Origin of the sequence: Nocardioides sp. LHG3406-4, assembly GCF_049897745.1 — a bacterium.
Classification (GTDB): domain Bacteria; phylum Actinomycetota; class Actinomycetes; order Propionibacteriales; family Nocardioidaceae; genus Nocardioides.
Genome location: NZ_JAFCWV010000008.1, coordinates 42919 through 69468, shown reverse-complemented (window position 1 = coordinate 69468; position 26550 = coordinate 42919). Strand labels below are relative to the sequence as shown.

The window sequence follows — 26550 nt, the reverse complement described above, 5'->3', positions numbered from 1 at the left end:
CGCGGATCGTGGCGAACACCATCGAACCTGACGAGACCGCCGGCACCGACAACCCCGGGGTGCGACCTCGGACCTCGATCTGGCGCAACGGTGCCTTCCGACTCCTCTGGGGGGCGCAGACACTGTCCGACCTGGGCACGGGCATCACCACACTGGCCTACCCCCTCCTGATGCTGGCACTGACCAAGTCGCCGGTCCAGGCCGGTGCGGTCTCGGCAGTGTCCTCGCTCCCGTACCTCTTGTTTGGTCTCGTCGCGGGCGCGCTCGCCGACCGCTGGAACCGGAAGCGCGTGATGGTCCTTTGCGACGCCTTCCGGGCGATCAACATGCTGTCGATCCCACTGGCCATGTGGTTGTGGCACGTCACCCCAGCACACGTATACGTGACCGCCTTCGTCGGCGGTGTGCTCTACGTGCTGTTCAGCGCCGCAGATGCCGGCGCCGTACCGAACGTCGTCGAGAAGGACCAAATCACCAGCGCCGTGGCAGCGCTCCAAACAAGCAGCTCCGCGACCGCCATGCTTGCCCCGCCCCTGGGAGGAACCCTTTTCCAGTTGTTCCGTGGCCTGCCGTTCCTCGCCGACGCGGTCTCATACCTGGCATCGGCGATCGCCCTGTCTGCGGTTCGACTCGAGTTTCAGCAATCGCAGGAGCGAGCTACAACCACGTTGCGAACAGACATCGCAGCAGGGCTGCGCTGGCTGTGGTCCCACCCGATCATCCGCACCATCGCCACCGCGGCGGCCGGTCTCCAGCTCGCCATGGCCGGCGCCCAGTTGGTCGTGATCGTCGCCGCCCAGCAAGCACACGCACCCGCATGGGTGATCGGTCTCGTGCTCTCCGGGATCGGCGTCGGCGGAGTTGCCGGGTCCGTCGCTGCGTCGCGGCTCAAAGCCAGGTTCGGCTTCGGCCGAACCATCATCGGCGTCATGTGGGCACAAGCCGCTCTGTGGGTCCTGATCGGGCTGTTCTCCCACGTCATCCTCATGACCGCGTTCCTACTGGCCGTGTTTGTGGCCACCGCTGCGATCTTCGGAATCAACGCCTTGAGCTACCAGCTGTCCATCACCCCCGACGACCTGCAGAGCCGCGTCGGCTCCGCGTTCAAGCTCATCGCCTGGAGCAGCTTCCCCCTCGGCGCCGCCACCGCCGGAGTGCTGCTCGACCGGTTCGGGCCGGAAACCACCAGCCTGGCATTCGGCGCCTGGGTCACCGCGATCGCACTCGCCAGCAGTCGGCCGCGCAGCGGCCTGCGCACCCACTCCAGCGACACGACTACCGCGACGCCGTAGCGGGCACGCGATGTGGACCGCCCTGATGCTCCCGGCCATGCCGCGCTCAGAGCGCGGTCGTACCGATTGTCGGGCAGGCGTGGGCAGTCGCCACGGATCCCCCCTCGTCGATTGTCGATCGTACGGTGATGCGGCCAGCACCGGGTCAGCGTCGGACCTCGCACCGCTGCAGCCGCTCGCCGCGCAGGCACCGATCCCGTCCGGAGTTGCCGTCGAGGCGGTCCCGTCCGGGGCCGCCGTCCAGCAGGCCGGCCCCGCGGGTTCCGTCGAGCCAGTCACTGCCCCCGCCGCCCATCGCGCGGACCCGCCGGGCACTCGACCCGAACCGCTCGCCGGTGCGACCGCCGACGAAGGTGGCCAGGCCGATCCGGCCGTAGCCGCCGAACCTCTCGACCCGGACGAGCGAGGCCAGGCGGGTGCCGTCCCCGGTGACGCGTCGAGCGGGTACGTCGAAGAGCAGCCTGACGAGGTCCTCGCCGCGCGGCACGGTCACGGTCAGCGAGTCGCGACCGCCACCACCGTCCCAGGTCGAGGCCTGCGCCCCACCCACGGTGCCGTCCAGCCCGTCGTTCCCGGACTGGCCAAGGAGGGTCGAGCCGCCGGAGCCGACGAGGCGGTCCTTGCCCGCGCCGCCGAGCAGACGGGTGCCCGGCTCGGGCGAGTCCGAGGTCAGCCGGTCGACGTCAGCACCGCCACGGACGACGTCGGCGCCGCGCAGCACCCACACGCCGTCGGAGCCGGGTCCGGTCGACACCCTGTCGTCACCGGGCTGGGGCTCTGGGGCGGGGGCCTCGCCGCCCATGCGCCAGCCGGAGGTGGTCCGGCCAGGGTGGTCGGGGCGGACGACGTCAGCGCCGTCCCCGGTCATGATCGTGTCGTCGCCGGCGCCGGCGTCGATCACGTCGCGGCCGCTCGAGCCCAGCAGCGTGTCGTCGTGGGCCGAGCCGATCACCCCGATCGGTCGCCCGGTGGCGCCTGTGACGATCGTGTCGGTGCCGTGCCCGACAGCCGTGCCTGCAGCCAGGTCGACGCGCACGCCCGTCGGTGCGTCGGCATAGGAGACCTGGTCCACCTCGAGGTCGGACTCCCAAAACCAGATCCGCTCCTCCCCGGTCCCGAGGTCGACGTGGTCGTCACCTGCACCAGGGACAAGGAGGTCGCCGTAGTAGCCATCGTCCGGCGCGTACTCGTCGTCCGCGCCGCCGAAGAGCCGGTCGTCGCCGGCGCCCCCGACCAGCGTGTCGGCACCGGCGAGGCCGCAGACCACGTCGTTGCCGCCGGCCCCGTCGATGGCATCATCACCCTCCGACCCGACGATCACATCGTCGCCGGCGGTGCCCACCATCGGCTCGGTGAAGTGTGCCCCCGCCGGCAGGACGACCACGATCGTCGCGGCGCGGCCGTCACAGGTCTCACCGACCGCCTGGGCCGGGGCGCCGACCGAGGCCAGCAGTCCGAGGGGCAGCACCACGGCCGCGGCGAGGGTGGTCAGGGTTCGCATACGTCATTCCTCCACGAGATCGGGTTCACGGGTGTGACGCTCCCCGACCGCAGGAAGTTGTCGACTAGCGTGCGGGGCGTGCCCATCGTGCCCGACCCGACGCCCTGGGCGTTCCCGCCGCCGGCCATCTGGGACCTGGAGGACGACCTCGTCGCGCTGGGCGCCGACCTCGACGCCGGCACCCTGCTCGCGGCCTACAGCGCCGGGCTCTTCCCGATGCCGATCGCCACCGACAGCGGCGAGCTCGGCTAATTCTCCCCCGTGGAGCGCGGCGTGCTGCCGCTCGAGGGGCTGCACGTCTCCCGCTCGCTGCGCAAATCGGCGCGCGACTTCGAGATCCGCGTCGACTCGGCCTTCCACGACGTCGTGGCGCAGTGCGGCCATAGGGACCGGCCCGACGGGTGGATCATCCCGGCCATCACCCAGGCGTACGGCAAGCTGCACTGGCTCGGGTGGGCGCACTCGGTCGGGCCTGGCGCGGCGGGCTTGCCCCGCCGGCGGGTTGTACGGCGTGAGCATCGGCGGCCTGTTCGCAGGGGAGTCGCTGTTCCACCGCGAGACCGACGCGTCCAAGGTCGCACTCCTCGCACTCTTCGAGCTGCTCCGCGACGACTACGCCGACGGACGGGTGCTCGACGTGCGGTGGCGGCGCTGTGGGCGGTGATGATGTCGGCGGTCAAGCGCGAAAGGCGCTGCGCCGCATTGTGGCCGCTTTGGAAGAGGTCGGCGCTGGGCACGAGCATGTCGTGCGGACCCGCATTGCTGTGACCGACATCAGCCCCTGGGAGGAGGTCGCTCGAGCGGACGGGGAGGTGTTCGGCGATGTCCGTCCTGCCACGTCGATGGTGGTGGCATGCCGCCGGATTGACGCGGCGCTGCTCATCGAGATCGAGGCCGACGCGGTCGTCCCGTAGACGATCCAGGTGCGGACGGTTGAAGTCCAGGAACCTCTTGGGACCCGGAGACGCAATCCGTCACCTTCGAATCTGCAGAACCAGTGCAAGTGGGTGACCAGTTTTCCGGCGGAGGTGGCCACTACGCGAAAGACAACCTCGGTGGACTGGACGGCGTGGACGCTAACGCGGTCATCGAGTGTCTAGACCGCACCGACTCCAGCGACGCTGTCATCGCAACACCGCCCGCCTGACGGCGACACCCGCACACGCCTCTGTCGTTTTAGCCGCATGCCGATCGCTGATCGGGAATCGCGAGGCCGCACTGGGCGTCCCAGCGCGCGCCGGCATGCGCGCGCCGGCTGCTGGTCCTTCTCCTGCCAGCGCGCAGGGGTCACGGCGTGCGCAGGTTGGCCGGGTCGGTCGCCGACCTGAGCCACGGGCGTACCAGTCGGGTGGACGCGACCAGGGACAGCCAGATCAAGGCGAGCGTCGCGAGGAGGAGCGCGGCATTGATCATCAGAGCCACGGGGTCGCGAGCCAGCGTCAGTGACCCCACGGCCCCGACGCCGACGAGCGTCAGCACCGATGTCGGCACAGCTGCCAAGGCGACCTCGTACCGGACGGCTCGCTCAAGGACCTGTACAGGCACACCTTCGGCAGCGAGGGACGACATCGACCGTCGCCTGTCGGTCAACGTCTCGACGTCGTGGACGACGAGCGAGAACGTCGCCACCACGAGCGCGATCATCACGAGAGCGAAGACGAGCGCGATCGGCACTGAGTAGATGGAGTCCACTCCATAGCCGTTGCGCCGCGCGTCCCGCACCAGGCCGGAGAGGAGAGTGGAGGCGCCGGCCGAGACCAAGGCGATCACTCCCAGAACTGATGCGGCGCGCCCGGCGGCACGAGCGTCCGTGACGAGCCAGCGCGAGGCCAGCAGCAGCGCCGGCGACGACGTGCGGTCGGCGATGGCGCTTCCTGCCCGGTAGGCGACCCACGGCGGAGCGGCGAGCAGGCCGAGCACCAGCAGGGCGAGACCCGCCAGCCCGGCGGGCTGCGCCCACCACTCCTCGAAGAACGGCGCGTAGACCGGGCCGCACAGCACGATGCCGAGCGTGAGGAGGACGGCGGGCAGCCACCCGCGCGGGGGCGCCTGCCCGATCCCGCGCGAGACACCTAGCGGCGACACCACGACCTTGCGCGAAGCGAGCGCCCCGGCGGCCACGCCGAGCACGCCGACTCCCAGGACGACGACAGCGACCTGCCACCAGCCAGGAGCCTGGGTGGGGACCAGCCGAAGCTCCCGAGCAACCTCGTGACCGACCACCCAGGAGAGGTCGGCACCCGCACCGAACACCGTCCTCAGCGCGAGGTACGTCGGCCAGCCGAGCACGCCGCCGATCGCGGCCGCGATCCCGACCTCCCAGGCGCCGATCGCCCGCACCTGCCCGGGTGTGGCACCCGCGAGCCTCAGGGCCGCGAGGCGTCGTTCGCGTGCGGCCGTGCCCAAGCGAACGACCTGCTGGAGGAGCACCAGCGGCACCACGCAGGTTAGGAGGATGGCGAAGAAGTAGCCGGGCCGCACCCCCCGGTCCCAGAGCAGGTTGGCGACCATGCCGCCGGAGTGCACTTGGACGACGCTGCCGCCGGACATGGTCTGCTCGACCATGTCCGTCGCGGTGTACTGGGCGACGGATACCGCGACCAAGAGAAGCCCGGTGGTCACGGCCGTGCAGACGGCGATCGCGAGCGCCCGTGCTCGACCACCGGAGCGGAAGGAGCTGGCTGCCAGCATCAGCGCGGTCACGACCGCGCCACCGACTGTCCGCCGACAAGCGCACCGTCGTGCAGCACGACCTCGCGGTCGGCCCGCGCCGCGACCCGATTGTCGTGCGTCACGACGAGCAGCGCACTGCCGGCGTCACGGACGGCCGCCAGGAGCTGGGTGAGGACCACCTCGGTCGCCACGGTGTCGAGGGCACCGGTCGGCTCGTCGGCGCACACGATCCGCGGGCCGGTGACCAGCGCGCGTGCGACAGCGACCCGCTGGGCCTGTCCCCCCGACAGCTCCGCCGGCACCTGGTCCGCGACCTCGGCGACGCCCAGGCGCTCGAGCCACCCGAGCGCAGCGGTCCGAGCAGTACGCCGGTCCGTGCCGTCCAGCAACAGCGGCAGGGCGGCGTTCTGGACCGCCGTCAGCTCGGGCACCAGCTGGCCGAACTGCAGCACCAGTCCGATCTCGCGGCGGCGCAGGCGCGTGCGGGCGGCCTCGTCGAGCTCGTCAAGCCGCTGTCCGTCGAACGTTACGGCGCCCGACTCGGGCACCAGCACGCCCGCGGCGCAGTGGAGGAGGGTGGACTTACCGCTCCCCGATGGGCCCGTCACGGCGACGACCTCGCCGCGCTGCACCTCGAGGGAGACGCCGCGGAGTGCTTCGGTGTGGGCGAAGGACTTGTGGACTCCGCGCAGCTTCAGCAGGTGGGTCATGTGGTCGCCTTTCCGGCTTCGGCGACGCGAGCGGCGGCTGACTCCAGCCACCGCAACTCGGCGTCGAGGTGGGAGATCGTGTGGTCGATGACGATCCTCGCCGCGGCGTCGGCGGTGGAGTCCTGGAGGTGGAGCTGTTGCTTCATCGCGGCGAGGTGCACGCTGCGCTGACGCGCCAGGAACCCGGCGGCGTCGGCGCCGAGCCGGAGCGCAGTCACCGTCTTGCGGACCAGCTCGTCCGCCGGATAGGGGCCGGCGCGCTCGGCCGTGGCGAGCCATCTGTCGAGCTCGCCACGGCCGAGCGGCGTGATGGCGTACGTCGTGCGCTCTGGACCCCCGTCCCGGAGCATCTCGGCGACCTCCACCAGCCCGTCCTTCTCCAGTTTGGCCAGGGCGGCATAGACCTGGCCGAAGGCGAGCGGCCTGGCTCCGGGGAAGCGCTCGTCGTGGACGCGCTTCAAGTCGTAGCCGTGGGCCGCCCCCTCGGTCAGGAGCCCAAGCAGCACGTGGGAGACGGACATGCCGGGACTATACACAATATGAATAGTACGACCAGCACTTCACTTTGCGCTTGACGTGATGTCCACAGCGCGACGGTGACGCCGCGCTCGGCGCCTGCGGCGACTCGAGACGCCGCGCCGGGATCCCGTTGTGCTCACGCTCCGCGTGACGATCCGCTTCCGGGGCGCCCGTTCATCTTGTTGTACACGTTGAATTTGTCCGGTTTCGGACCTGCGTCACACCGCCGCGTATGACTGTCAGGCGCGGCCAGCCCTGCGCTTGATGCTCTGGTCCTGTTCCGTCCCGCAAGCGGATCGTCTTACGGAGCTCGATTCCAAGTCAGAGAGTCAAACTGGCAACGACTTGGCGGCCGCTGAACTCGCCGGTTGGACGGAACCCGAGTTTGAGGTAGAAGTTCTCGGGTCCGTGTTCGCCCGCGTCGTAAGTAACGAAGCACGTACGCTCGCCTCGCTCAAGAAGGTCAGCACATACCGCGAGAACGGCGAAGCGCCCGTATCCCTGATGCTGGTGCTGAGCGTCGACGTTGAGTCGCCAGAGTCCGCTTCGGGTTACCCCTGAGGGGTCGCCTGGCCAGTCGACCTGGTGGAAGGCCATGACGAAGGCCACCAGCGCTGACCTGTCGTAGACCAGCCTCGGCCACGCCTTGGTTGGCAGGGTGTACGCCAGCGCCAAGGACTCGGCGACTGACTCGACGTGTGCATCCTGATGGGGCAGGAGGCGTATTGCGCAAGCTGCTTCGACGTTGTCAGAGGTGACGAGCTGCAGCGTCGGTTCGGGCACGGGTCGAGGTTACGGGAGGTACAGGCTCCGGGGACGTCCCATCGGTCGGATGAGCGCCAGTGGGGTATCCGCTTCCGGGATCGCGATCAGAGTCCAAGCACTCGTCGTCAACGACGATCGGGGTCGCCGCACCAGGTTCCCTTCCGGCGCAGCAGATGTTCAGGCGTCCTGGTTGCCTGCGACCATGCGCCTGCCGGTGTCCTGATTCGCCGCGAGGGCAGCGACTCCCGTGGTCCCCATCGACGGGTGGAGTTGGGCGTTACGCCCAGCGGGTGTCATTCGCAGCCATCGGCGTTGTCTCCCTCGAGCAGCTCGGCCACGGCGTTGCGCTCGATCCAGTCGGCGTACTCCCGCCGCGTCCAGCCGTGCTCGCTGACCAGGGTGCGGTGAATCGAGGGGTCCATGAGGACCAGGGCGGCGGCGACAGCGCGCTCGGCGGTCACTCCCGGTCGGAGGCCGTCGATGGCCGTGAGTCGCTTGACGATGAACTCGGCTCCCCTGCGCCGGTTGCGTTCGGACACGGCGTGTACGCCGGCGGCGTCCGGGTCGGCGTCGGCAGCGACGACGAGCACGGCGGCCAGGGGCGCGGCCCGTTCCTCCAGCTCGGCGACGAATTGTGCCCAACGGGCCACGAGCGCGCGGGGATCGGTCTGTTGTTCCATCTCGGCCAGGACCTGGCGTTCCTCCAGCGGGACCGGTTCGTCGTCGCCGACTAGAGCCCAGTCCAGGGCGAGCTTCAGGAGTGCCGCCTTGCCGCCGACGGAGGTGAACACAGTCTTGCGGCTGACCCCGGCCCGGGCGGCCACGGCGTCGATGGTCGTTCCTGACCACCCGAGCTCGACGAACAGGTCGCGGGCCGCGTCGACGACCGCTCGGCGGGTCGCCCGCGCCTGGCTCTTCCGCAGCGTCGACCGGTAGGGACGGCGTGCCTCTGGCATCTTGACACCACGCTCTTTTCAGATAACTCTTAGTGTAATCAAGTAGCGCTGAGTATACCGAAAGGTTTCGGCCATGCGCACACTTATCGTAGGTTCGGGCCCCACGGGGCTCCTGCTAGGCGCCGCCCTGGCCCGTCGCGGTCAGCGCGTCGTCTCGGTGGACCGGGACCCCGGACCGGTCGGAGATGCCTGGAACCGTCGAGGAGTCATGCAGTTCGAGCACGCACACGGCTTCCGCCCCCAGGTGCCGATGGCCCTCCAGGCGGAGTGGCCGGAGGCTCACGGCAGCTGGACGAACTTGGGCGCCCAGCCCGTGGAGGCGCCAAGCTCCGCCGGATCTCGCCAGGTGGTGGGGATGCTGTCGCGTCGGTCGACGTTCGAACGAGCACTTCGACACGCAGCGGCGAAAGCGCCCGGCCTCACCCTGCGCAGGGGTCACGTCGAGGGACTGGCCATCGACGGTGGACGAGTCGTCGGCGCGCGGGTCGACGGATCCCTCGTCGAGGCCGACCTCGTCGTGGACGCCTCGGGCCGAGCCGGGCGGCTCGGCAGGTCCGGCACGCAGAGCGGCGAGGCGGCGCTCGAGGGTGACTGCGGTCTCGCCTACATCGACCGCACGTACCGGCTGAGGCCCGGAGCAAGGCCCGGGCCCATGGTGAGCCCGCTCGCCTACATGGGCGACTTCGACGGCTACCAGTGCCTGGTCTTCCTGCACGAGGCAGGCCACTTCTCGGTGGTGATCGTCCGCCCCACCGCAGACGCCGCACTCAAGGCCCTTCGGTTCGAGGAAGCCTTCGAGGCGGCCTGCCGAGCTATCCCGGCGCTCGCCGAGTGGACCCACCCTGCCCGCGCACTCCCCACCTCGGCGGTACTTGTCGGCGGGGCGCTGCGCAACGTCTACCGACGACAGGCCGGTACCCCGGGACTCGTCGCCGTGGGCGACTCGGTGGCCACCACGACCCCGACCCGCGGTCGCGGGATCGCGATGGCCTGCATGCAGGTCACCGCCCTGCTCGCCCTGCTCGACGAGGGCGCCGACCCAGTCACCGTGGCCGAACCGTTCGGCACTTGGTGCGACCACGCCATCGAGCCCTGGGTGGCCGACCACATCGCGATCGATGGCGGCATGGTCAGGCGCTGGCAGGGCGAGGATCTCGACCTGAGCATCCCGCTCACCACCGACCTCATCGCCGACGCGGTCGAAGCCGACCCCCGGATCGGCCAGCACGCCGGAGGCTACTTCGCGATGACCGCGCTTCCCGAGACGCTGAGACCGGCCGAGCCCCTGGCGCGGACCGCCTACCAGGACGGCTGGCGACCTGAGTACGCACCCGGTCCGACGCGCGACGAACTGGTGGGTGTCATCCTCGCCGCCGTACTCGCCTCAGGGCGCCGAGCACGGGACCTCACATCTACCGCGCCACGCCAAGCCGCCGAGCTCGGCGCACGGTGAACGGAGGAGCCATGTCTGCAGAGAACATCGCGCGCCGCGCCCGCCCCACGCGCACGTCACAACCCTCTTCATGGCCGTGGGCCCGGACGGCCGGGTGGGCGCTGAGCTGCGCCGCCCTCGCACTGGTGGGGTACGTCGTCGTCGCGGTGACCCTCGGAGCCGGGTTCGAGCAGGACCTGGTGGCGGCCGCCGAGCGCGAGGGGGTGGCGGTCAACGCGGTGGCAACCTCCACGCAGGCCCAGATCACCCATGACCACGCGCTCTACGCACTCATCACCGGGCTGTTCCTGTTGCTACCCCCGGCATTCCTGCTCCGAGCCGCCAGCAAGGTCCGCACCGGGGCCGCAGGAGGGCTCGCCCAATTTGCGTGGTGGTCGGCACTAGCCACCCTGATCGTGTGGTGGACCTACGTGGCGCTGGGAATGGGCTTGTTTGCCAACCCGGAGAATCTCCCACCGCTGGTGCGGGACTTCGGCCCGCTGACGGTCCCCCTGGTGTCCGCCCTGTCACTGCTTGCGCTCAGTTCGCTGATGTTCGCCAGCGAGGCAGTGCGCGGAGCCGACGTCGCCCGCCGGTCGGCTCGGGTGGCCACGGTCGTGAGCATCCTCCTCGGAGCGCTCAGCCTGATAGCCCTCTTCGCCACTGGATTGGAAGACCCGGTGGCGCCACTCGTGATAGTGCCTGGAGCGCTGATCCTGGGCATCGCGCTGCTCCGCTCCAATCGACGGCCACCAACAGCAACGGGCGCGCGATGACCAGAGGAAGCGACCCTGGCGACTCCACACCACGGAACGGCCTACGAGGAATCGCCACGCGGTCCGTCGACCACCGAGCTCTTCACCGGAAGCGGATCCCGCTGCGGCGACCGGGGCGATCCCTGGTCGCATAGTCCTACCTGCGCACAGGCGTCCGCAGCCGGATCCGCATCCGGGGCGCCCATTCATCTTGTTGTACGCGTTGAATTTGTCCGGTTTCGGACCTGCGTCACACCGCCGCTTGTCGGCGTGCTGAAACGACCGCATCTGCAGACGAGCGGGCTTCGCCGTCGCTCAGCGGTTGGCGGCGTTGACGGGTGTGTCCAGTCCGCCGTCGACCGCTCCGGTTACCCCACCCAAGACGCCGACGAGCACGCCGATCGCAACCAGCCGGCCGATCGGGGCGCCGACGTCAACCGGCGGCTTCGTGCGCTGCCAGGCGTACCAGTCGGTGCGACGGAACCTCGCCAACCCAGCCAGCGCCACCGCCGTGGTCGTGAGCGAGAGCACAGCTAGGGCGGCCCGGCCAGCGCCGTCGACCGAGACCAGGCCTAAGAGTTCGGCTATCAAGCCAAGCACCAGCACGACCCAGGCGAGCACGAGCCGGACGGTGCGGGCCCTCACGACGCCGCCGGAGACGTAGCCAATGAGGAGCGCGCCGAGGACGACGGACACGACAAGCGAGACCTCGTTGTCGTCCCGGACGCCGCGGCTGATCAGCAGCACCGCCTGGCCTGCCAGCGAAGCCCAGGCAACCACCCAGATCGAACTCGGCAGTGGCGGCCCTGCGCCCTGCTGCTCGACTCCCCCATCGACGCTCACGGCCACATCCTGGCATCTCGCTTATGGGAGCCGTTCGCACTGGTCCTAGCGTCGCGGACACGAGGAGAGCCGTCCACTCAGCCGCGAAATGACCGACATGACCGAGGTGTTGCTCTTCGCCGGACGGGCGACACCCCGGGGCTTGTCGTCAGCGAGTCATGTCGCCACGTGGCGGCGCGGGTCGGCCGGCTCGGCTCAGGGGCCGGCCTCGACGATCCGTCTTACCTCGGCGAGGTCGAGGTCGAACGGGCCGATCCGGGTCAGCACCCACGAGGCGCCGCGGTCGAGCCACTCGCCGGCGTCCTGCTCGGGCTGAAGGTCGACCACCACCTCGAAACCCGGCGCCGGGTCGTGCTCATTGAGACCCGCAGTCACCGCGTCGAGGTCGGCTGGCCCGTCCAAGCCGATGACGAAAAAGCCATCGTGTCTCGCGGCACGGCGCACGGGCGCCCGGTTGCCGAACCGACCAGCCAGCCAGATCGGCACAGCAGGTGCGGGATGGAAGCCGGGTGCTCGGGCGACGTAGTGAGGGCCCTCGTGGTTCACCGGGCCGCCGGCCAGCAGGGCGGTGAGGACCTCGAGCCCTTCGTCGAGCATCCGGCCGCGCACCTTCGGGTCCGGCTCGTCGCCGAACGCGCTGAACTCGCCCACCCAGTCGTCGCCCAGCCCCAGGCCGAGCACGAACCGGCCACCCGACATCGTTGCCAGGCTGGCTGACTGCCGGGCCAGGACCTGCGGTCGACGTCGCGCGAGCGGGGTCACCATCGGCCCGAACAGCAAGCGCCCGGTCCGCATCGCGACGGCCGCGCAGCAGGTCCACACGTCGGCGATAGCGCTGACGCGCTCGCCGTACTGCAGGTGGTCCCAGACGAAGAACCCGTCCCATCCGGCCGCCTCGGCTGTGGCAGCCAAGTCGCCGACCACCCGCGGGTCGGCCAGGGAATCGAAGGGAGCGACGAAGAGCCCGCGGCGCGTGGTCACGACCCCATCATGCCGACGCAGCCAGGATGGGCGAGTCGGGGGCCGCGGCCTCTGACCTGCCGCAACGCTCGGCACGCACGGTCAGCAGCCGAGCAGTGTGCTGCTAGCGCTGCCGGACTCCGTCGACGTACGGGTTGGGCAGGTCCTCGGGGCGCGATCGATCTGCGGGATAGCTACCGGGCTGCGGCGGCGACGGAGCATCCTCTGCTGGACCTCCCGCTCTGCCGATCCTTCGTCCGTGGTGTCGTTCCCGTCCGCGCCGACGAGCCAGACCAGGCCCCGACCGCACCCTGGATCGTGCCGTTCGCGCTCGGCGTCGTCGCGCACAAGGGCCACCGCGTAGGTCAGGCGGTCCCCTGCTTGACGCTGGGCCCAGTCGATCACCTGCAGCACCTCGGCACCCGTGATGTCGTAGGTGTCAGTGCTGCCGTGTGTCGACGTCTCCCCGCTGCCGTGCAGGTAGACGCGAAACCGGGGGGCGGGGTCCTCCCAGCTGCTGTCGCGCTCATCGACCTGCACCACCTGCATCGTCCGCCTGGGGTCAGCCATGTCCCGGACGGTAGCGAAGAGTCCCGCCCAGCACGCTGGCGATCCGGGTTCCACTGAGCAAGCGGGATTCGTTGCTCGAGTACGCGCGGGGGATCGAGAAGAACCAACGCAGGCTCGACCTCCTTGCGTCCCATGCGGCGGACGTGTGGGTTCTCACCGAGACCCATGACGAGCTTGACCTGTCTGCGACTCACCGAACTATCCACTCGGACCAGCGGTAGTCGGCGCCCCGGCGGTAGATGGACAACGATCTGAACGTCGCTCCCGATGATCGAACGGCTCCCGCCCTCGGATCCGCGGAGATGTGTCGCGGCTCGGCTGCACGCAGGCGTTGACGGTGCAGCAACCGTAGGCGTGCACGATCGTGCACGGCGGGAAGGACGGCGAGAGCCGCACAAACCGCCCGCGCAGGCTGCCACTACTACCGGTGCGTCGGGAGCCAGCCGCGGCACTGGCCCATCGGCACAAGCACAGGCCCAGGACGAACAGTGAAAGGCTGCGAACCCGTTCCAACCCATCGAAGAGGGCCCGCACATGACCGAGGTCTCGGAAAACCACGCGACCAAACCCTCATCGGCAATGGAGTCTGGACCCATGGAGCAGATCAGCAAGCGATTCATGAACTGGGCCTCGATCCTCGAGGACAACACCCGCCAGCAGGCCGAGACGGCATCCCAGATGCCGTTCATCCACCCGCACCTGGCGCTGATGCCCGACGCCCACCTCGGCAAGGGCGCCACCGTCGGATCCGTCATCCCGACGCTCGGCGCCATCATGCCCGCGGCCGTCGGCGTGGACATCGGCTGCGGCATGATCGCCGTCCGCACCCAGTTCAGCCTCGACCAGCTGCCCGTCGACCGGCGTGCACTGCGCGAGGCGATCGAGGCCGCGATCCCGCTCTCTGCTGGCAAGTACAACCAGGCCATCACCCGAGACCACACGCGAGGGCGGATCGACTCGCTCAACGATTTGGCGGTCGACTCGGGCTTCGACCCGGCAACCTACGCCACCAACTGGGCTCTCCAGCTCGGCACGCTCGGGTCGGGCAACCACTTCATCGAGATCTCCCTCGACGAGCAGGACCGCGTCTGGCTCTTCCTGCACTCGGGGTCACGAGGTGTGGGCAACAAGATCGCCCAGCACCACATCAAGGTCGCCCAGGACTACTGCGCCCGGCACTTCATCACCCTGCCTGATCGCGACCTGGCCTACCTCGTCGAGGGCACCACCGAGTTCGACCGCTACATCGCCGAGCTCCAGTGGGCGCAGCAGTTCGCCTACGAGAACCGCGCCGAGATGATGGACCGCGTCGTCACCTCCTTCGAGGAGTGGACCGGCCAGTCGGTCACCCGCGAGCAGGAGGTGAACTGCCACCACAACTACACGCTGCGCGAGAACCACTTCGGCAAGAACGTGTGGCTATCCCGCAAGGGCGCAATCTCCGCCCGCGAGGGCCAGTGGGGTCTCATCCCCGGGTCGATGGGCACCCGCTCCTACGTCGTCACCGGCAAGGGCAACCGCCTGGCACTGTGCAGCGCGCCGCACGGCGCCGGCCGCGTCCACTCCCGCTCCTCGGCCCGCCGAACCTTCACCGCCGCTGACCTCAAGGCGGCCATGGGCGACATCGAGTACCGCGACACCGACGCGTTCATCGACGAGATCCCCGCGGCGTACAAGGACATCGACCAGGTGATGGAGGACGCTCGCGACCTGGTGAAGGTCGAGCATGAGCTGCGCCAGATCATCAACGTCAAGGGCGACTGAGGACTCGTGATGTAGGCCCAGCTGCTGAGCCTGATGCGACCCAGTCAACTGCAGTGACTCATCGGCTTTTGCGCGACTGCAAGGCCGGCACGGTGAGGTCATTCGGCCGCCTGCGAGCGCGTAGCGACCGGATCCGGTGACTACCGCCGCAGGCGGGCAGAGATGTAGTCGTCGTTGCACGGCTTGACGTCGCCCGCGTCGGTCACGCCGCAGTGCGGACCGTGCATCCACCCTCTCGTGACGGTGTAGACATCGAGGCGCGCCCGTCGGTTGAGCGGCTTGGGGTCGGCGAGGAGGTTGTCGAGTGTGATCGTGACTCGGTCGCGCTTCAGGTCCCACCTCGCCTCGACCGGCACAGCGAGCGGGGGCTGGTCTGGTGCGTAGAAGTGACCCGTGGCGACGAGCTCGCCCTGCCGGTACTTCGTGGAGACCTTGAGGTAGCTGCTGTCCGCGTAGTAGATGCTTCCGAAGACGCGCGTCCTCTGCTTGCTCAGCCGCTCCACCCGGGCCACCCACACGGTGCGAGTCGTCGTATAGGTCAGCTTGCCGCTCACCAGCTGGTTGGGCGGCTGCTGCAGAGCCCGTCCGGACTCATCACGGATCTTCTCCGTCTCCGCGGTCGCAGCTCCCGCTGCGACGCAGATCAAGAGCGACGCCACGAGCGCCGCACCCACTGCGCGCCGGACCGTGCCCGAACGCGTCTCCCTGCTGACTGGCATGCCTTCATGGTCGCTCACCGGCGCCACATACGCATCCACCCAACCGGCTCAGCTTCGGCTGGCGGTGTTCTCCCGCTCGGTCAGGAGCCTGAGGTCGTCGTCTCGCCGTGGACGCGGTCGGTGCCCCTGCCTCCGTGGCAGCGGTCGTGACCGGCGTTGCCGCGGAGCCGGTCGTTGCCGTGGCCCCCGTGGAGTCGGTCGTTGCCGGCGCCGCCGAGGATTACGTCGTCACCCGCGCCGCCGCAGACGACGTCGTTGCCGCCGAGGGCGCGGATGTGGTCATCGCCGTCCAGGCCGGCGATCACGTCGCGTCCGGGGGTGCCGATGAGCGTGTCGGCACCTGAAGTGCCCTGCAGGGTCACCGTCAGGCCCTGACAGGTCACGGCAGCGGGCGTCGGCGTGGGGGTCGGTGTCGGAGTGGGCGTGGTGGGCGCCGGCGGCGTCGGGGTCGGGGTCTGGGTCGGGGGCGTCGTCGGCGTAGGGATCGGGGCCAGCGCGGTGCCGCTCAGCATGACGTCGTCGGGACTGGTGGCCGCGTCGTGGGAGAACCGCAGGGTCGCGGTCTTGGCGCCCGTGGACTGAGGGGTGAAGGCAACCTGGACAGTGCAGGTGGCGTTGGGAGCCATGCTCGCCCCGGTGCAGGAGTCGGCCGTCTTGGTGAAGTCGCTGCGATCTGTGCCTGCCAGGGCCGTGGTCGCCACGGTCAGGTCCGCGACGCCGGTGTTGGTGACAGTGAATGTCTGGGCCGCGCTGCTGCTGCCGACCGTTAGGGAGCCGTAGTCCTTGCTGGTCGCGTCGACGGTGAACGCGGGCGCGGCGGCCAGCAGGACCGAGACTGTGTCGGACCCCTGGTGGGACGTGGCGAGGTCGGGGAGGGAGTCGCCGTTGACGTCGCCCACCGCTACGTCGCCCGGATATGACCCAGTGGGATAGCCGGTCCTGGACCCGAAGGCGCCGCCGGCCTGGCCGAGGAGCACCGACACCGCCTGGGCGCTGGGCTGGGTGACGACGAGATCAGGGTCGGCGTCCCCGTCGAGGTCGCCCACCGCCACCGAGGAGCCACCCGAGCCGATGGTGTAGTCAGTCCTGGAGCCGAGGGCACCGCCTGCCTGGCCGAGGCGCACCGAGACAGTGGCGGTATCGCGGTTGGCGATCGCGAGGTCGGCGTACGGGTCACCGTCGAAGTCGCCCATCGCCACCGCTGTCGGGGCAGGCCCGGCAGGGTAGGTCGTCATTGGACCGAAGGCGCCGCCGGACTGGCCGAGCAGCACCGAGACCGTGTTGGAGTTGAGGTTGGCGACGGCGAGGTCGAGGTCGGAGTCGCCATCGATGTCGCCCACCGCCACCGACACCGGGTTCGCACCGACCGGGTAGTCGGACCCGGGCGCGAAGGCACCGCCGGACTGGCCGAGGAGCACCGAGACCGTGGCGGAATAGAAGCCGACGACGGCGAGGTCGGCGAAGGAGTCACCGTCGAAGTCGCCCACGGCAACGGCGTACGCCCCGGAGCCTGCGGGGTAGTCGGTCCTCGAGCCCAGGCCACCGCCTGCGGGCTGACCGTGCAGCACCGACACCGTGCTGGAGTCGTGGTTGGCGACGGCGAGGTCGGCATACGAGTCGCCATCGAAGTCGCCTGTCGCCACCGACACCGGAGTGGATCCGACGGGGTAGTCGGTCCGGGGGGCGAACCCGCCTCCGGGCTGGCCGAGCAGGACCGAGACCGTGTTGGCGCCCAGGTTGGCGGTGGCGAGGTCAGGGTGGGAGTCGCCGTTGAAGTCGCCCATGGCCACGGAGTAGGGGGAGGGACCGGTGGCGTAGGCGTCTGGCGGGGTGAACACACCGCCCGCGGCCTGCGCTCCCGTGGCGAGACACGGGACGATCGCGAGCGCGAGCGCGGTGGCCGCGATCAGTCGTCGACGAGATGCGGAGAGGCTGAGCACGGGGGCGAGCATGGCGATGGGACTCCTCGGCGCGAGTGAAGTTCACCTCACGACGAGAGCGCGACGGCGGTCAGAGTGAACCATGGCTGGCCCGGTCGAGTGGGCCGAATCGCCCAACTGAGCGCGATCCGCCGGGCGGCGCCGAGGCCCTGGACGAGGAGGCTCACGGGTGTGCTGGCAACCGTCGCGCCGCCGCCTCGCGCGACCGGGCCGTGGCGTGACTACTTGACCTGGCCGCGCTGCACGTTGTGGGTGCAGGCGGTGGCTCCCGAGGCTACCCGCGCGTCGATGCTCCACTCCGTGGAGGCACCGGGTGCCAGGTCTCGGACGACTGTGAAGCCGCGACCGCGCACGTCCGAGGCGGACGTGATCCAGCTGATGGTGATGACGTAGTCCGCGCCCCTGGCCGTGGGGTTGTGCACGCGCCCCGTCACGTCCTGGCGCCCGGCAGTGGTGTCGCAGGCTCCGAAGGTCACGTCCTTGACCGCCCCGGCCGGCCGGTCGACCCGTGGTGGCTCCGGGAGATCGGCAGGGGCGATGTCGCCCGGGTCGACGGGTGCGCTCGCCGATGCGGATCCGGTCGTCGACGGACGCTCGGCACCAGGGTCGTCGCCGTCCGTGCATCCCGTGACGCCGATGGCCAGGACGCTTGCGAGCGTCGCGGCGGTGGTGACCTTCCGGATGTTCGGCGCCCGGCTGCCCGAGCGGCCGATCCGTCGAGGCGTCATGCCTGCTCCCTCTCACGCGTGCGTCGTCCCACCAGGATGCCGGCCAGACCAGCTGCGATCAGTGCCAGCCCGCCGGGGAACAGCCAACCGGCAGGGCCACCCGTGCCGGGCAGAGGGCCCTCCCCCCTGCCACTGCCACCCGCGCCCTCGGTCGGCAGCACCGCGGTCGACGCCCGCGAGTGGACCTTGCCCGTCACGCCGCTGCCGGTTGCGGTCGCGGTGTTGGTCAGCTCGTCGGCGTCCATGTCGGCCCGGGTGACGACGTACGTCGCGTGACACACCATCTGGTCGCCCCCGGCCAGCACCTGCGTCGGACAGGAGACTCCGTCAAGCATGGGATCCTGGACCGAGATGTCGGTGATGGTCACCGCCCCGGTGTTGCGCACCAGGAAGCGGTAGCGGACCTGCTCCCCCGGGTCGGCGCGATGATCGCCGTCCTGGTCCTGCAACGACGCCGTCTTCTTCAAGAAGAGGGCGCGGGCGGGGTCGGTCGGGGTGCTGGTGCTGTCGGGCTCGGACGTGGTGGCCGCGCCCGTCGGCGGCGCGCCCGACGCCCTGGCGGTGTTCTGCACGCTCCCCGCGTCGACGTCGGCCTGGGTGATGACGTACGGCGCCGCCGTGCACGTCGCCGCCTCCCGCGGAGCCAGCGCGCTCACCGGACAGCTCACCGCACCTGCCTTCGGGTCGGCGACGCCGACGCCGTGGAGCGTCAACGTGCCCGTGTTGGTCACGACGAACGTGTAGTCGATGGTGTCCCCGGTGCTCGCCACGCCGTTGCCGTCAGCGTCGGACGGCTCGCCCGCCCGCTTGTCGAGGGCGATGCCCGCCCGGCCGTCGGATCGGGTCGATGCCTGCGAGGGCGGCGACTCGACCGGCTCGCCGTCCGGCTCGTTGCCGTGCGCCACAGCGGTGTTGACGATCGTGCCGGCGTCCACGTCCGACTGCGTGACGCGGTGGGGGTCGGCGCGACAGGCCGTGGACGCGTGCGGCGCCAAGACCACCTGCTCGCAACGCAGCCCTGCGAGCATGGGGTCGCTCACGGCAGCGTCGGAGATCGTGACGTTCCCGGCGTTCCGCAGGTCGAAGGTGTAGGTGACGGTCTCGCCGACGTCCGCGAGCCCATCCCCGTCCCCGTCGTTCAGCGTGGCCCGCTTCACCAGCACCAGTGAGGGTGAGAGGTCGATCGGCGTGCTCGTGGCGTCGAGGTTCGAGGTGACGTCGGCACCGCCCGCTGCCGTGCCCGAGGCGGTCGCGGCATTGTCGGCGGTTCCCGCGTCGACCTGCGGCTGGGTGATCTCGTAGGGCGCGTCGGCGGTGCAGGAGGCGACGTCTCCGGGCGCCAGCGTGGTCGGGTCGCACGTCACTCCACCGGCGAGGGGGTCGTCGATGGCGACGCCGGAGACGGTGACCGTGCCGGTGTTCCGGACCGTGAACGTGTAGGCGATCGTGTCTCCGACGTCGGCACCGTTGTTGTCGACGTCGACCGGTGGGGCGGCCGACTTGTCGAGCAGCAGCGAGGCCTTGCGGTCCGTCGGCACCGTGACCGTGTCCTCGTTGGACGCCACCGGGCCGCCGTCCGGGTCGAGCCCCGTGCTGGCCGCCCGGTTGACGACCTTGCCGGCGTCGGCGTCGGCCTGCGTCACGGTGTACGGCGTGTCGGTGGCGCACTCCGCGACCGCGCCGGGCACGAGGGTTGTCGGGGCGCACGACACCGCGCCGGCTGTCGGGTCCGCGACGACGATGTCGGTGACGGGGACGTTTCCGGTGTTGGTGACCGTGAACAGGTAGCCGATCGTGTCGCCGGCGCCGATCAGGTGATCGCCGTTGATGTCGACGGCGGGCTGGGCGGTCTTCTCGAGGGTGATCTTCGGGTCGGGGATCGTGACCGTGGTCGAGGTGGTGTCCTCGTTCGACTCGACCTGGTCGCCGTCGGGGTCGGTCGCGAGCGCCGTCGCGTGGTTGACCACCGAGCCGGCGGTCTCGTCACCCTCGGTGACGACGTACGCCTCATCCGCGGAGCAGGTCGCCACCTCAGCGGGTCGGAGCGCCGTCGGAGTGCAGGTGACCGCGCCGGCCAGTCCGTCGGAGACCGTCAGCGCACTGACGGGCACGTTGCCCGAGTTGCGGACGGTGAAGGTGAACGCGATGGTGTCGCCCGCGTCGGTGATCCCGGAGCCGTTGACGTCCACCGGGTTGCCGGCGAACTTGTCGAGAGTCAGCTTGGGATCGGGAACGGTGGTGGGAGTCGCGGTGGTGTCGTCGTTGGAGCGGACGGCGCCGTCGTCGGGGTCGCGACCGGTGGCGTGGGCGACGTTGACCACCGACCCGGCCGACTCGTCGACCTGGCTCACGACGTACGGCGAGTCGGCGGTGCAGCTCGCGACCTCGCTCGGGGCGAGTGTCGTGGGCAGGCACGTGACCGGGCCGGCGGTCGGGTCGACCACCTGGATCGTCGAGACGCGCACGTTCCCGTCGTTCGTGACCAGGAACGTGTAGGCGATGGTGTCACCGGCGTCGGTGAGGCCCGAGCCGTTGACGTCCACGGGGTCGGCAGCACGCTTGTCGAGGGTGACCTTGGGCCGCGGTGTCGTGACCGGCGTCGACGTGGTGTCCGGGTCGGATGTCACGTCGCCGCCGTCGGGGTCGGTGCCCGTGGCGGTGGCGGAGTTCTCGACGCTCCCGGTGGCCTCGTCACCCTCGGTGACGACGTAGGGCGTGTCGGTCGTGCACGTCGCGAAGTCACCGGGGCCCAGGGCTGTGGGCGTGCAGGTGACCGGGCCGACCTTGGCGTCGACGATCGCGATGTCGCTGACGGGGACGTTGCCCTCGTTGGTGACCGTGAAGGTGTAGGCGAGGGTGTCCCCCGCGTCGGTGATCCCCGAGTCGTTCACGTCGATAGGTGTGCCGGCACGCTTGTCGAGGGTCAGCTTCGGTGCCGGTGTGGTGACCGGTGTGCTGGTCGAGTCGTCGTTGGAGTCGAAGGCACCGCCGTCGGGGTCGACGCCGTGGGCGGTCGCGACGTTGAGCACGGTGCCCGCGGCCTCGTCCGCCGCGTTCACGACGTACGGCGCGTCGGCGGTGCACACGACGAAGTCGCCGACGGCGAGCTCGTCGGGGGCACACGTGACGGATCCCGCGAGCGGGTCGGTCACCGTGATGCCGGAGACGGGGACGTTGCCGTCGTTGGTGAGCGTGAAGGTGTAGGCGATCGTGTCTCCGGCGTCGGTGATGCCGGAGCCGTTGACGTCGACGGGCACTCCGGCCCGCTTGTCGAGCGTCAGCACCGGGGCCGGGATCGCTGCGGGTGTGTTGGTCGAGTCGGGGTCCGACGTGACCGTCCCGCCGTCGGGGTCGACGCCCGTGGCCACGGCGGTGTTGCGGACGAGGCCGGCGGTCTCGTCCTGGGCGGTCACGACGTATGTCGCGTCGGCCGCGCAGGCGGCGCTGTCGCCGGGGGAGAGTGTGGTCGGCGTGCACGTGACCGTGCCAGTCTTGGGGTCGTCGACCGCGATGCCGCTGACCGGGACGTTGCCCTCGTTCTTGACCACGAAGGCGTAGGCGATGGTGTCGCCTGCATCGGTGATCCCCGAGTCGTTGACGTCGACCGGCTTCTCGGCGCGCTTGTCGATGCTCAGTCGCGGAGCGGGCGTGGTCACCGGTGTCGACGTGGTGTCCTGGTTGGAGGCGACGCCCGCTCCGTCCGGATCGGTGCCGGTCGCGGTGGCCCGGTTGACCACGGCGGTGGCGACCTCGTCGGCGCCGGTCACGGTGTAGCTCTGGTCGACCGAGCACGTCGCCGACGCCCCCGGTGCCAGCGACGTCGGGCTGCAGGTGACCGGGCCGGCCGTGGGGTCGTCGACGGCGACCTGGGTGAGCGGGACGTTGCCGGCGTTCGTGACGGTGAAGGTGTAGCCGATGGTGTCGCCCGCGTCGGTGATGCCCGACCCGTTCACGTCGACGGGCCTGGCGGCCCTCTTGTCGAGGGTGAGCCTCGGGTCCGGTGCCGTCACCGGTGTGGACGTGGTGTCGGGGTCGGAGGTGACCGGGTCGCCGTCCGGGTCCGTGCCCGACGCGGTGGCGGAGTTGTCCACCCGGCCCGACACCTCGTCGCCGTCCTTGACGACGTACGGCGCGGCGGCGACGCACTCCACGGACTCGTTCGGGGCGAGCGTCCCGGCGGGGCACACGACCGGGCCCGCGAGGGTGTCGGCCACGGCAACGCCGGTGAGCGGGACGTTGCCCTCGTTGCGGACCGTGAAGGTGTAGGCGACCGTGTCGCCGGCGTCGGTGATGCCGGAGTCGTTGACGTCCACCGGCGGTGCGGCGTGCTTGGCGATGCTGATCGACGGAGCGGGTGTGGTGACGGGGGTGGACGTGGCGTCGGGGTCGGAGCGGACGGGGTCGCCGTCGGGGTCCGACCCGGTCGCGGTCGCGAGGTTGTCGACGCTGCCAGCAGCCTCGTCACCGTCGGTCACGACGTAGGCGGGGGCCGTGCAGGCGGCCACCTCACCGGGAGCCAGCACCGTGGGCGCGCAGGCGGCCGCGCCCACCGTGGGGTCGTCGATCCCGACCGCGTGGACAGGCACGTTGCCGTCGTTGCGCACGGTGAAGGAGAACGCGATGGTGTCGCCGGCGTCGGTGATCCCCGACCCGTTCACGTCGACAGGAGCCGCGGCCCGCTTGTCGAGCGTCAGGCGGGGCTGCGGGGTGGTGACCGCGGTGGAGGTGGAGTCGACGGCGGTGACGACGGTGCCGTCGGGGGCGGTGCCGGAGGCGGTCGCGGTGTTGTCGACCGAGCCGGCGCCCTCATCGGAGGGCTTGACGGCGTACGGCGCGTCGGCCGCGCAGGTCACGGACGCGTCGGGGGCCAACGGGGCCGACGGGCAGGTGACCGTGCCGACGAGCGGGTCGGTCACGGTCACCGGGTCGAGGGCCCGGTTGCCGAGGTTTGTGACCGTGAAGGAGTAGGCGACGGTGTCGCCGGCGTCGGTGATGCCGGAGGCGTTGACGTCGACGGGAGTGCCGGCATGCTTGGTCAGAGCGATCTTGGGATTGCTCGCGACCGGGGTGGACGTGGCGTCGGACGCGGTGACGGGTGGACCGCTCGGCGGGGTTCCGGCGACCGACGCGGTGTTGTCCACCGAGCCGGCATCGACGTCGGCCTGGGTCAGGGTGTAGGTGACCTGTGAGCAGCTCCGGCCCGCTTCGGGCGCGAGCGGGCCGCTCCCGCAGGCAACCGGGCCGCCCACCTTGGGATCCGTCACGGCGACCGGGTCGAGGGTCACATTGCCGATGTTGGCGACGGTGAAGGAGTAGATGATCGTGTCACCGGCGTCGGGACCGTTCCCGTCCACGTCGTCGAGTGCTCCCGCGGACTTGTCGATGCTCACCTTCGGGCCTGCCGACAGGGTGACCGTGTCCGTGTCGGTGGCTTGCACGGTCGACCCGCCGGGAGAGGTGCCCGTGGCAGTGGCGGTGTTCGGCACGCCGCCTGCGTTGAGGTCGGCCTGCGTCAGCGTGTAGGCCTGGGTGCAGGTGGTCGATGCGCCCGGCGCCAACGTGCTGACCGGACAGCTGACCGGTCCGACCTTCGGGTCCGAGACCGCGATCGCGGTGAGCTGCCGGTTGCCGGTGTTGGTGACCGCGAAGGAGTAGGTCAGGGTGTCTCCGGCGTCGGGACCGTTGCCGTCCAGGTCCCGCACCGCTCCGTGGGTCTTGTCGAGCGTGATGAGCGGGTTGGACGGAACGGGGGTCGAGGTCGAGTCGGTGCTGGACACGCTCGGGAGGTACGGCGGCTTGCCGGTCGCGGTGGCCGTGTTGTCGACGGAGCCGGCGTCGACGTCCCCCTGGGTCAGCGCGTAGGTGACCGGGCTGCAGAGGCGGCTCGCTCCGGGAGCGAGGGGTCCGCCCGGGCAGGTCACGGGGCCGACCTTCGGGTCGCTGACGGTCACCTGGTCGAGCATCACGTCGCCGGGGTTGGCGACCTCGAAGGTGTAGGTGACGGTGTCGCCGGCGTCGGGGCCGTTGCCGTCCAGGTCCGTCACCGATCCGGCCGTCTTGTCGAGAGCGAGTCGGGGGCCCGGCGGGGACGGCGGCTGCTGGCAGGAGGTGTTGTTGCTGGAGTCGCTCTCCTGGCCGGCCGGCACGGAGACCCGGTTGAACAGGCCGGACTCCACGGAACCGTTGCATGCGGACGCCGGTGAGGTGTTGCTGAAGTGGAATGTCACGGTGACGTGGTAGGTGTGGGTGGTTCGTGGCGCGATCGGGGTACCCGCGGGCGCCAGCCGGAAGGGCCCTGACCCCGCCATCGAAGCAGGCGGCACGCCCGGCGCGTCGGTCGTCCAGCTTTCACCGTCGACAGCGAGGTTGGTGGCGAACGAGGGGTTGTCGGTGAGGGCGCCGTACGTCCCCGCCGTGGGGCCGGAGTTCGTGACGGTGACGTCGTAGCGCGCAGAGTAGGAGCCGTCGGCAGCCGGGCCGGTGGGGCTGCCGACGGCGACCTTGGCGACGTCGAGGACCGGAGGCCGTGCGGTGTTCGTGATCGTGCAGCGGACGTCCTGGCCGTTGGCGAGGCCGGAGACGGTCCAGGCGGGCCCGCTGCCGGTGGTAGCCACCGGCATGTTCGCCTTGGCGGCGTCGACGCAGGAGACCGTCGTGCCGTAGTCGCTCAGCGGGCTCGGGCTGCCGGTCGCCATCGCGTCGGTGAGCGTGTAGTCGCCGCCCACCGTGACGAACTGCTGCCCGGTGCCCGCGGCGCTGTCGCTGCCGGTGGTCGAGGCTGACACACCGCCCTGCGGCAGCCCCTGACCCGCCATGGTCACCGTGAACTGGTCGGCCGGGTCGATCCTCGACGCGACCTGCTTGGTGAGCGTGAGCCGCGGCGGGAGCGTCACGTTGACTGCGTAGTCCTCGGCCTCGCCGTCGAACGCGAAGCCAGACGCATTGGCGATCTGCGTGGCGTTGCTCGCGATGCGCAACCGCATGAAGGTCCGGTTGGCGCCCACGGCCGGCGTGACGCCCGACGGGACGGTCCAGCTCAGGTTCACCGAACCGGCCGTGCAGGAGGCGTTGTTCGAACGTTCGCCGGCGTCGGCGAAGTCGCCGTCGTGGTTCCAGTCGATCCATCCCGCCACGGTTCCGGGACCGGTGCAGGCGATCCCTGACTGGGTGTACACGTCGCCCGGCTTCACGACGATGGTCGCCGGCGGGATGGCGGCGTCCTCGTCGTCGGCGGGGCCCATCTGTCCGGTGCCGTCGCCGTCGTCGCCCAGGGCGGTGGAGCCAGGGACCGCAGCCTGCTCGGGGTCGACGCTCGAGCCGAGCCTGGTCGGCGGCTGGGCCGGTGACGCGAGCGCGAACGTCGTGTTGCTGGCCTGCGTGGTGCCCACCGGAACGGTGCCGCCGGCCCAGTCGTACTGCACGACGTGCGCGGCATCGCCGTAGCTCGCCGGGGCGTCGCCGTGGTCGACCGACACCATCACGCCCAGAGCGATCGCGCTGGCACCCCCGCCGTGGATCTCGACGTCAGCGGCGGTGGCGCCGTCCATGAACCCGACCACCGCCGGGCCTGTGCCGCAGAGTGTGACCGGGCCCGTCAGCCTCAGCTGGTTGGCGATGGTCCGCGTGGCCTGGGTGGATGCGGTGCATCCCGGCGTTCGGTAGCGGTCGATGATGCGCCAGGTCGCGGCGGTGGCCGGGGTCGGCGTGGCGGCGACGTACTCGGCGGGCCCGGACTGCTCGGCGTCGGCCATCACGAGGCCGGCGAGCGGGAAGGGCGCGCCGCCGATGGTCGCGGAGCACGCGACGTGGAACCGGTCGGTCGCGCCGGCCACGTTGTTCGCGAGCCCGGAGACCAACTGGTTGCTTCCGGCGGTCCCGCCGATGTTGTACATGTCGTCCAGCGCGTCGCCCTGCCACGACCCGGGCCGGTAGGCCTTGAGGGCCGTGCCGGTGCCGCCGGTCTGGGAGATACCGCTCAGCGAGCACGTGATCTGCATGGTCTGGCCACCCAGGCTGACCGTGTTGGTCTTCGTGATGCCGGAGTTCGGGATGAGCTCGTTCGGGGTGCCCCACTCGAACCAGTCGATGGAGCCGACGAAGCGGCCGGCGCCACCGGTCGCCACGCGCGCGTCCGCGTCCGGTGGGTCGGCGACGGTCGTCACGACGAGCCCTGCCAGCAGCAGGCTCACGGCGGCGAGGAGCACCAAGGGAGAGCGCCGGGCAGCGGGATGCGCGCGCATGATTGTCCGAGATCCCCTTCGGTGATCGCCCTGCGGAAACGTGCCTTTCCCTCACCCGCTCGGCAGGCTATCCGATAAGCGGACGCGCGGGTGTCGGAATTCGGCCATGCTCGCGTAGCAGCGTTCTCACTCGCCGTACGCCGCGGCACGGCCCGGAGCTGTCCCGTCGGTAGCTCACCTGTC

The 26550-nt window shown here is 70.4% G+C and carries 20 protein-coding genes and 1 pseudogene; 8 read left to right on the top strand and 13 right to left on the bottom strand.

Annotation, left to right across the window (positions count from 1 at the left end; translation table 11 throughout):
• Positions 1–8 precede the first annotated feature (8 nt).
• Complete coding sequence (locus ACP7BP_RS21090; protein ID WP_426247627.1) at positions 9–1292, top strand: MFS transporter; 1284 nt, start codon at positions 9–11, stop codon at positions 1290–1292.
• Between the two features lie 145 nt (positions 1293–1437).
• On the opposite strand, the gene ACP7BP_RS21085 is transcribed toward ACP7BP_RS21090, so the two are convergent.
• Positions 1438–2793, bottom strand: a complete 1356-nt coding sequence (locus ACP7BP_RS21085; protein ID WP_426247626.1) for a calcium-binding protein — start codon at positions 2791–2793, stop codon at positions 1438–1440.
• A gap of 78 nt (positions 2794–2871) precedes the next feature.
• Here ACP7BP_RS21085 and ACP7BP_RS21080 point away from each other — a divergent pair, with 78 nt between their 5' ends.
• From ACP7BP_RS21080 to ACP7BP_RS21065, 4 genes and pseudogenes are all read left to right on the top strand, one after another.
• Entirely contained in the window at positions 2872–3045 is a 174-nt protein-coding gene (locus ACP7BP_RS21080; protein WP_426247625.1) for a hypothetical protein, read from the top strand.
• Between the two features lie 9 nt (positions 3046–3054).
• A pseudogene (locus ACP7BP_RS21075) lies at positions 3055–3201 on the top strand (leucyl/phenylalanyl-tRNA--protein transferase); the annotation flags it as partial.
• Between the two features lie 103 nt (positions 3202–3304).
• Positions 3305–3457, top strand: coding sequence for a hypothetical protein (locus ACP7BP_RS21070; RefSeq protein WP_426247623.1), 153 nt, complete (start codon positions 3305–3307; stop codon positions 3455–3457).
• Complete coding sequence (locus ACP7BP_RS21065; protein ID WP_426247622.1) at positions 3447–3707, top strand: Rid family hydrolase; 261 nt, start codon at positions 3447–3449, stop codon at positions 3705–3707. Before ACP7BP_RS21070 ends, ACP7BP_RS21065 begins: the two co-directional genes overlap by 11 nt.
• Positions 3708–4080: 373 nt before the next feature.
• On the opposite strand, the gene ACP7BP_RS21060 is transcribed toward ACP7BP_RS21065, so the two are convergent.
• The 5 genes from ACP7BP_RS21060 to ACP7BP_RS21040 all read right to left on the bottom strand — a co-directional run bounded on the left by ACP7BP_RS21060 (position 4081) and on the right by ACP7BP_RS21040 (position 8416).
• Positions 4081–5496, bottom strand: coding sequence for an FtsX-like permease family protein (locus ACP7BP_RS21060; protein WP_426247621.1), 1416 nt, complete (start codon positions 5494–5496; stop codon positions 4081–4083).
• Entirely contained in the window at positions 5493–6176 is a 684-nt protein-coding gene (locus ACP7BP_RS21055; RefSeq protein ID WP_426247620.1) for an ABC transporter ATP-binding protein, read from the bottom strand. Before ACP7BP_RS21055 ends, ACP7BP_RS21060 begins: the two co-directional genes overlap by 4 nt.
• Positions 6173–6697 (bottom strand): PadR family transcriptional regulator, encoded by a 525-nt coding sequence (locus ACP7BP_RS21050; protein ID WP_426247618.1) that lies wholly within the window; start codon positions 6695–6697, stop codon positions 6173–6175. The genes ACP7BP_RS21055 and ACP7BP_RS21050 overlap by 4 nt, the downstream gene beginning before the upstream one ends.
• A gap of 319 nt (positions 6698–7016) precedes the next feature.
• The gene (locus tag ACP7BP_RS21045) at positions 7017–7478 is read right to left on the bottom strand and encodes a GNAT family N-acetyltransferase (RefSeq protein ID WP_426247616.1); all 462 of its coding nucleotides are present in this window, start codon (positions 7476–7478) and stop codon (positions 7017–7019) included.
• Between the two features lie 275 nt (positions 7479–7753).
• Positions 7754–8416, bottom strand: a complete 663-nt coding sequence (locus ACP7BP_RS21040) for a TetR/AcrR family transcriptional regulator (protein WP_426247615.1) — start codon at positions 8414–8416, stop codon at positions 7754–7756.
• Positions 8417–8489: 73 nt separating this feature from the next.
• Between ACP7BP_RS21040 and ACP7BP_RS21035 the strand changes: the two genes are divergently transcribed.
• Together ACP7BP_RS21035 and ACP7BP_RS21030 are read left to right on the top strand one after the other, a co-directional pair.
• Positions 8490–9869 carry an FAD-dependent oxidoreductase gene (locus tag ACP7BP_RS21035; protein ID WP_426247614.1) on the top strand — a complete coding sequence of 460 codons (1380 nt, stop codon included), beginning with the start codon at positions 8490–8492 and terminating at the stop codon, positions 9867–9869.
• 11 nt (positions 9870–9880) lie between these two features.
• Complete coding sequence (locus tag ACP7BP_RS21030; RefSeq protein WP_426247613.1) at positions 9881–10624, top strand: hypothetical protein; 744 nt, start codon at positions 9881–9883, stop codon at positions 10622–10624.
• A gap of 294 nt (positions 10625–10918) precedes the next feature.
• On the opposite strand, the gene ACP7BP_RS21025 is transcribed toward ACP7BP_RS21030, so the two are convergent.
• The 3 genes from ACP7BP_RS21025 to ACP7BP_RS21015 all read right to left on the bottom strand — a co-directional run bounded on the left by ACP7BP_RS21025 (position 10919) and on the right by ACP7BP_RS21015 (position 12976).
• Positions 10919–11446 carry a hypothetical protein gene (locus tag ACP7BP_RS21025; protein WP_426247611.1) on the bottom strand — a complete coding sequence of 176 codons (528 nt, stop codon included), beginning with the start codon at positions 11444–11446 and terminating at the stop codon, positions 10919–10921.
• A 195-nt stretch (positions 11447–11641) separates the two neighbouring features.
• The gene (locus ACP7BP_RS21020; protein ID WP_426247609.1) at positions 11642–12427 is read right to left on the bottom strand and encodes an LLM class flavin-dependent oxidoreductase; all 786 of its coding nucleotides are present in this window, start codon (positions 12425–12427) and stop codon (positions 11642–11644) included.
• Positions 12428–12508: 81 nt separating this feature from the next.
• Entirely contained in the window at positions 12509–12976 is a 468-nt protein-coding gene (locus tag ACP7BP_RS21015; protein WP_426247607.1) for a hypothetical protein, read from the bottom strand.
• A 594-nt stretch (positions 12977–13570) separates the two neighbouring features.
• On the opposite strand from ACP7BP_RS21015, the gene ACP7BP_RS21010 reads away from it, so the two are divergent.
• Positions 13571–14740 (top strand): RtcB family protein, encoded by a 1170-nt coding sequence (locus tag ACP7BP_RS21010; protein WP_426247605.1) that lies wholly within the window; start codon positions 13571–13573, stop codon positions 14738–14740.
• 140 nt (positions 14741–14880) lie between these two features.
• Here the strand turns inward: ACP7BP_RS21010 and ACP7BP_RS21005 are convergent, their stop codons facing one another.
• The 4 genes from ACP7BP_RS21005 to ACP7BP_RS20990 all read right to left on the bottom strand — a co-directional run bounded on the left by ACP7BP_RS21005 (position 14881) and on the right by ACP7BP_RS20990 (position 26367).
• Positions 14881–15459, bottom strand: a complete 579-nt coding sequence (locus ACP7BP_RS21005; protein WP_426247603.1) for a hypothetical protein — start codon at positions 15457–15459, stop codon at positions 14881–14883.
• Between the two features lie 80 nt (positions 15460–15539).
• On the bottom strand, positions 15540–17411 hold the full coding sequence (locus tag ACP7BP_RS21000; protein WP_426247601.1) for an FG-GAP-like repeat-containing protein: 1872 nt from the start codon (positions 17409–17411) through the stop codon (positions 15540–15542).
• Between the two features lie 209 nt (positions 17412–17620).
• Positions 17621–18127 carry a hypothetical protein gene (locus ACP7BP_RS20995; RefSeq protein WP_426247599.1) on the bottom strand — a complete coding sequence of 169 codons (507 nt, stop codon included), beginning with the start codon at positions 18125–18127 and terminating at the stop codon, positions 17621–17623.
• Positions 18124–26367 carry a CshA/CshB family fibrillar adhesin-related protein gene (locus tag ACP7BP_RS20990; protein WP_426247597.1) on the bottom strand — a complete coding sequence of 2748 codons (8244 nt, stop codon included), beginning with the start codon at positions 26365–26367 and terminating at the stop codon, positions 18124–18126. Before ACP7BP_RS20990 ends, ACP7BP_RS20995 begins: the two co-directional genes overlap by 4 nt.
• Positions 26368–26550 lie beyond the last annotated feature (183 nt).

Coding starts and splice junctions, on each gene's coding strand:
- ACP7BP_RS20990 (WP_426247597.1), bottom strand. CDS start 26,367: ATGCGCGCGCATCCCGCTGCCCGGCGCTCTCCCTTGGTGCTCCTCGCC.
- ACP7BP_RS21000 (WP_426247601.1), bottom strand. CDS start 17,411: ATGCTCGCCCCCGTGCTCAGCCTCTCCGCATCTCGTCGACGACTGATC.
- ACP7BP_RS21035 (WP_426247614.1), top strand. CDS start 8,490: ATGCGCACACTTATCGTAGGTTCGGGCCCCACGGGGCTCCTGCTAGGC.
- ACP7BP_RS21030 (WP_426247613.1), top strand. CDS start 9,881: ATGTCTGCAGAGAACATCGCGCGCCGCGCCCGCCCCACGCGCACGTCA.
- ACP7BP_RS21055 (WP_426247620.1), bottom strand. CDS start 6,176: ATGACCCACCTGCTGAAGCTGCGCGGAGTCCACAAGTCCTTCGCCCAC.
- ACP7BP_RS21050 (WP_426247618.1), bottom strand. CDS start 6,697: ATGTCCGTCTCCCACGTGCTGCTTGGGCTCCTGACCGAGGGGGCGGCC.
- ACP7BP_RS21005 (WP_426247603.1), bottom strand. CDS start 15,459: ATGCCAGTCAGCAGGGAGACGCGTTCGGGCACGGTCCGGCGCGCAGTG.
- ACP7BP_RS20995 (WP_426247599.1), bottom strand. CDS start 18,127: ATGACGCCTCGACGGATCGGCCGCTCGGGCAGCCGGGCGCCGAACATC.
- ACP7BP_RS21010 (WP_426247605.1), top strand. CDS start 13,571: ATGGAGCAGATCAGCAAGCGATTCATGAACTGGGCCTCGATCCTCGAG.
- ACP7BP_RS21015 (WP_426247607.1), bottom strand. CDS start 12,976: ATGGCTGACCCCAGGCGGACGATGCAGGTGGTGCAGGTCGATGAGCGC.
- ACP7BP_RS21085 (WP_426247626.1), bottom strand. CDS start 2,793: ATGCGAACCCTGACCACCCTCGCCGCGGCCGTGGTGCTGCCCCTCGGA.
- ACP7BP_RS21040 (WP_426247615.1), bottom strand. CDS start 8,416: ATGCCAGAGGCACGCCGTCCCTACCGGTCGACGCTGCGGAAGAGCCAG.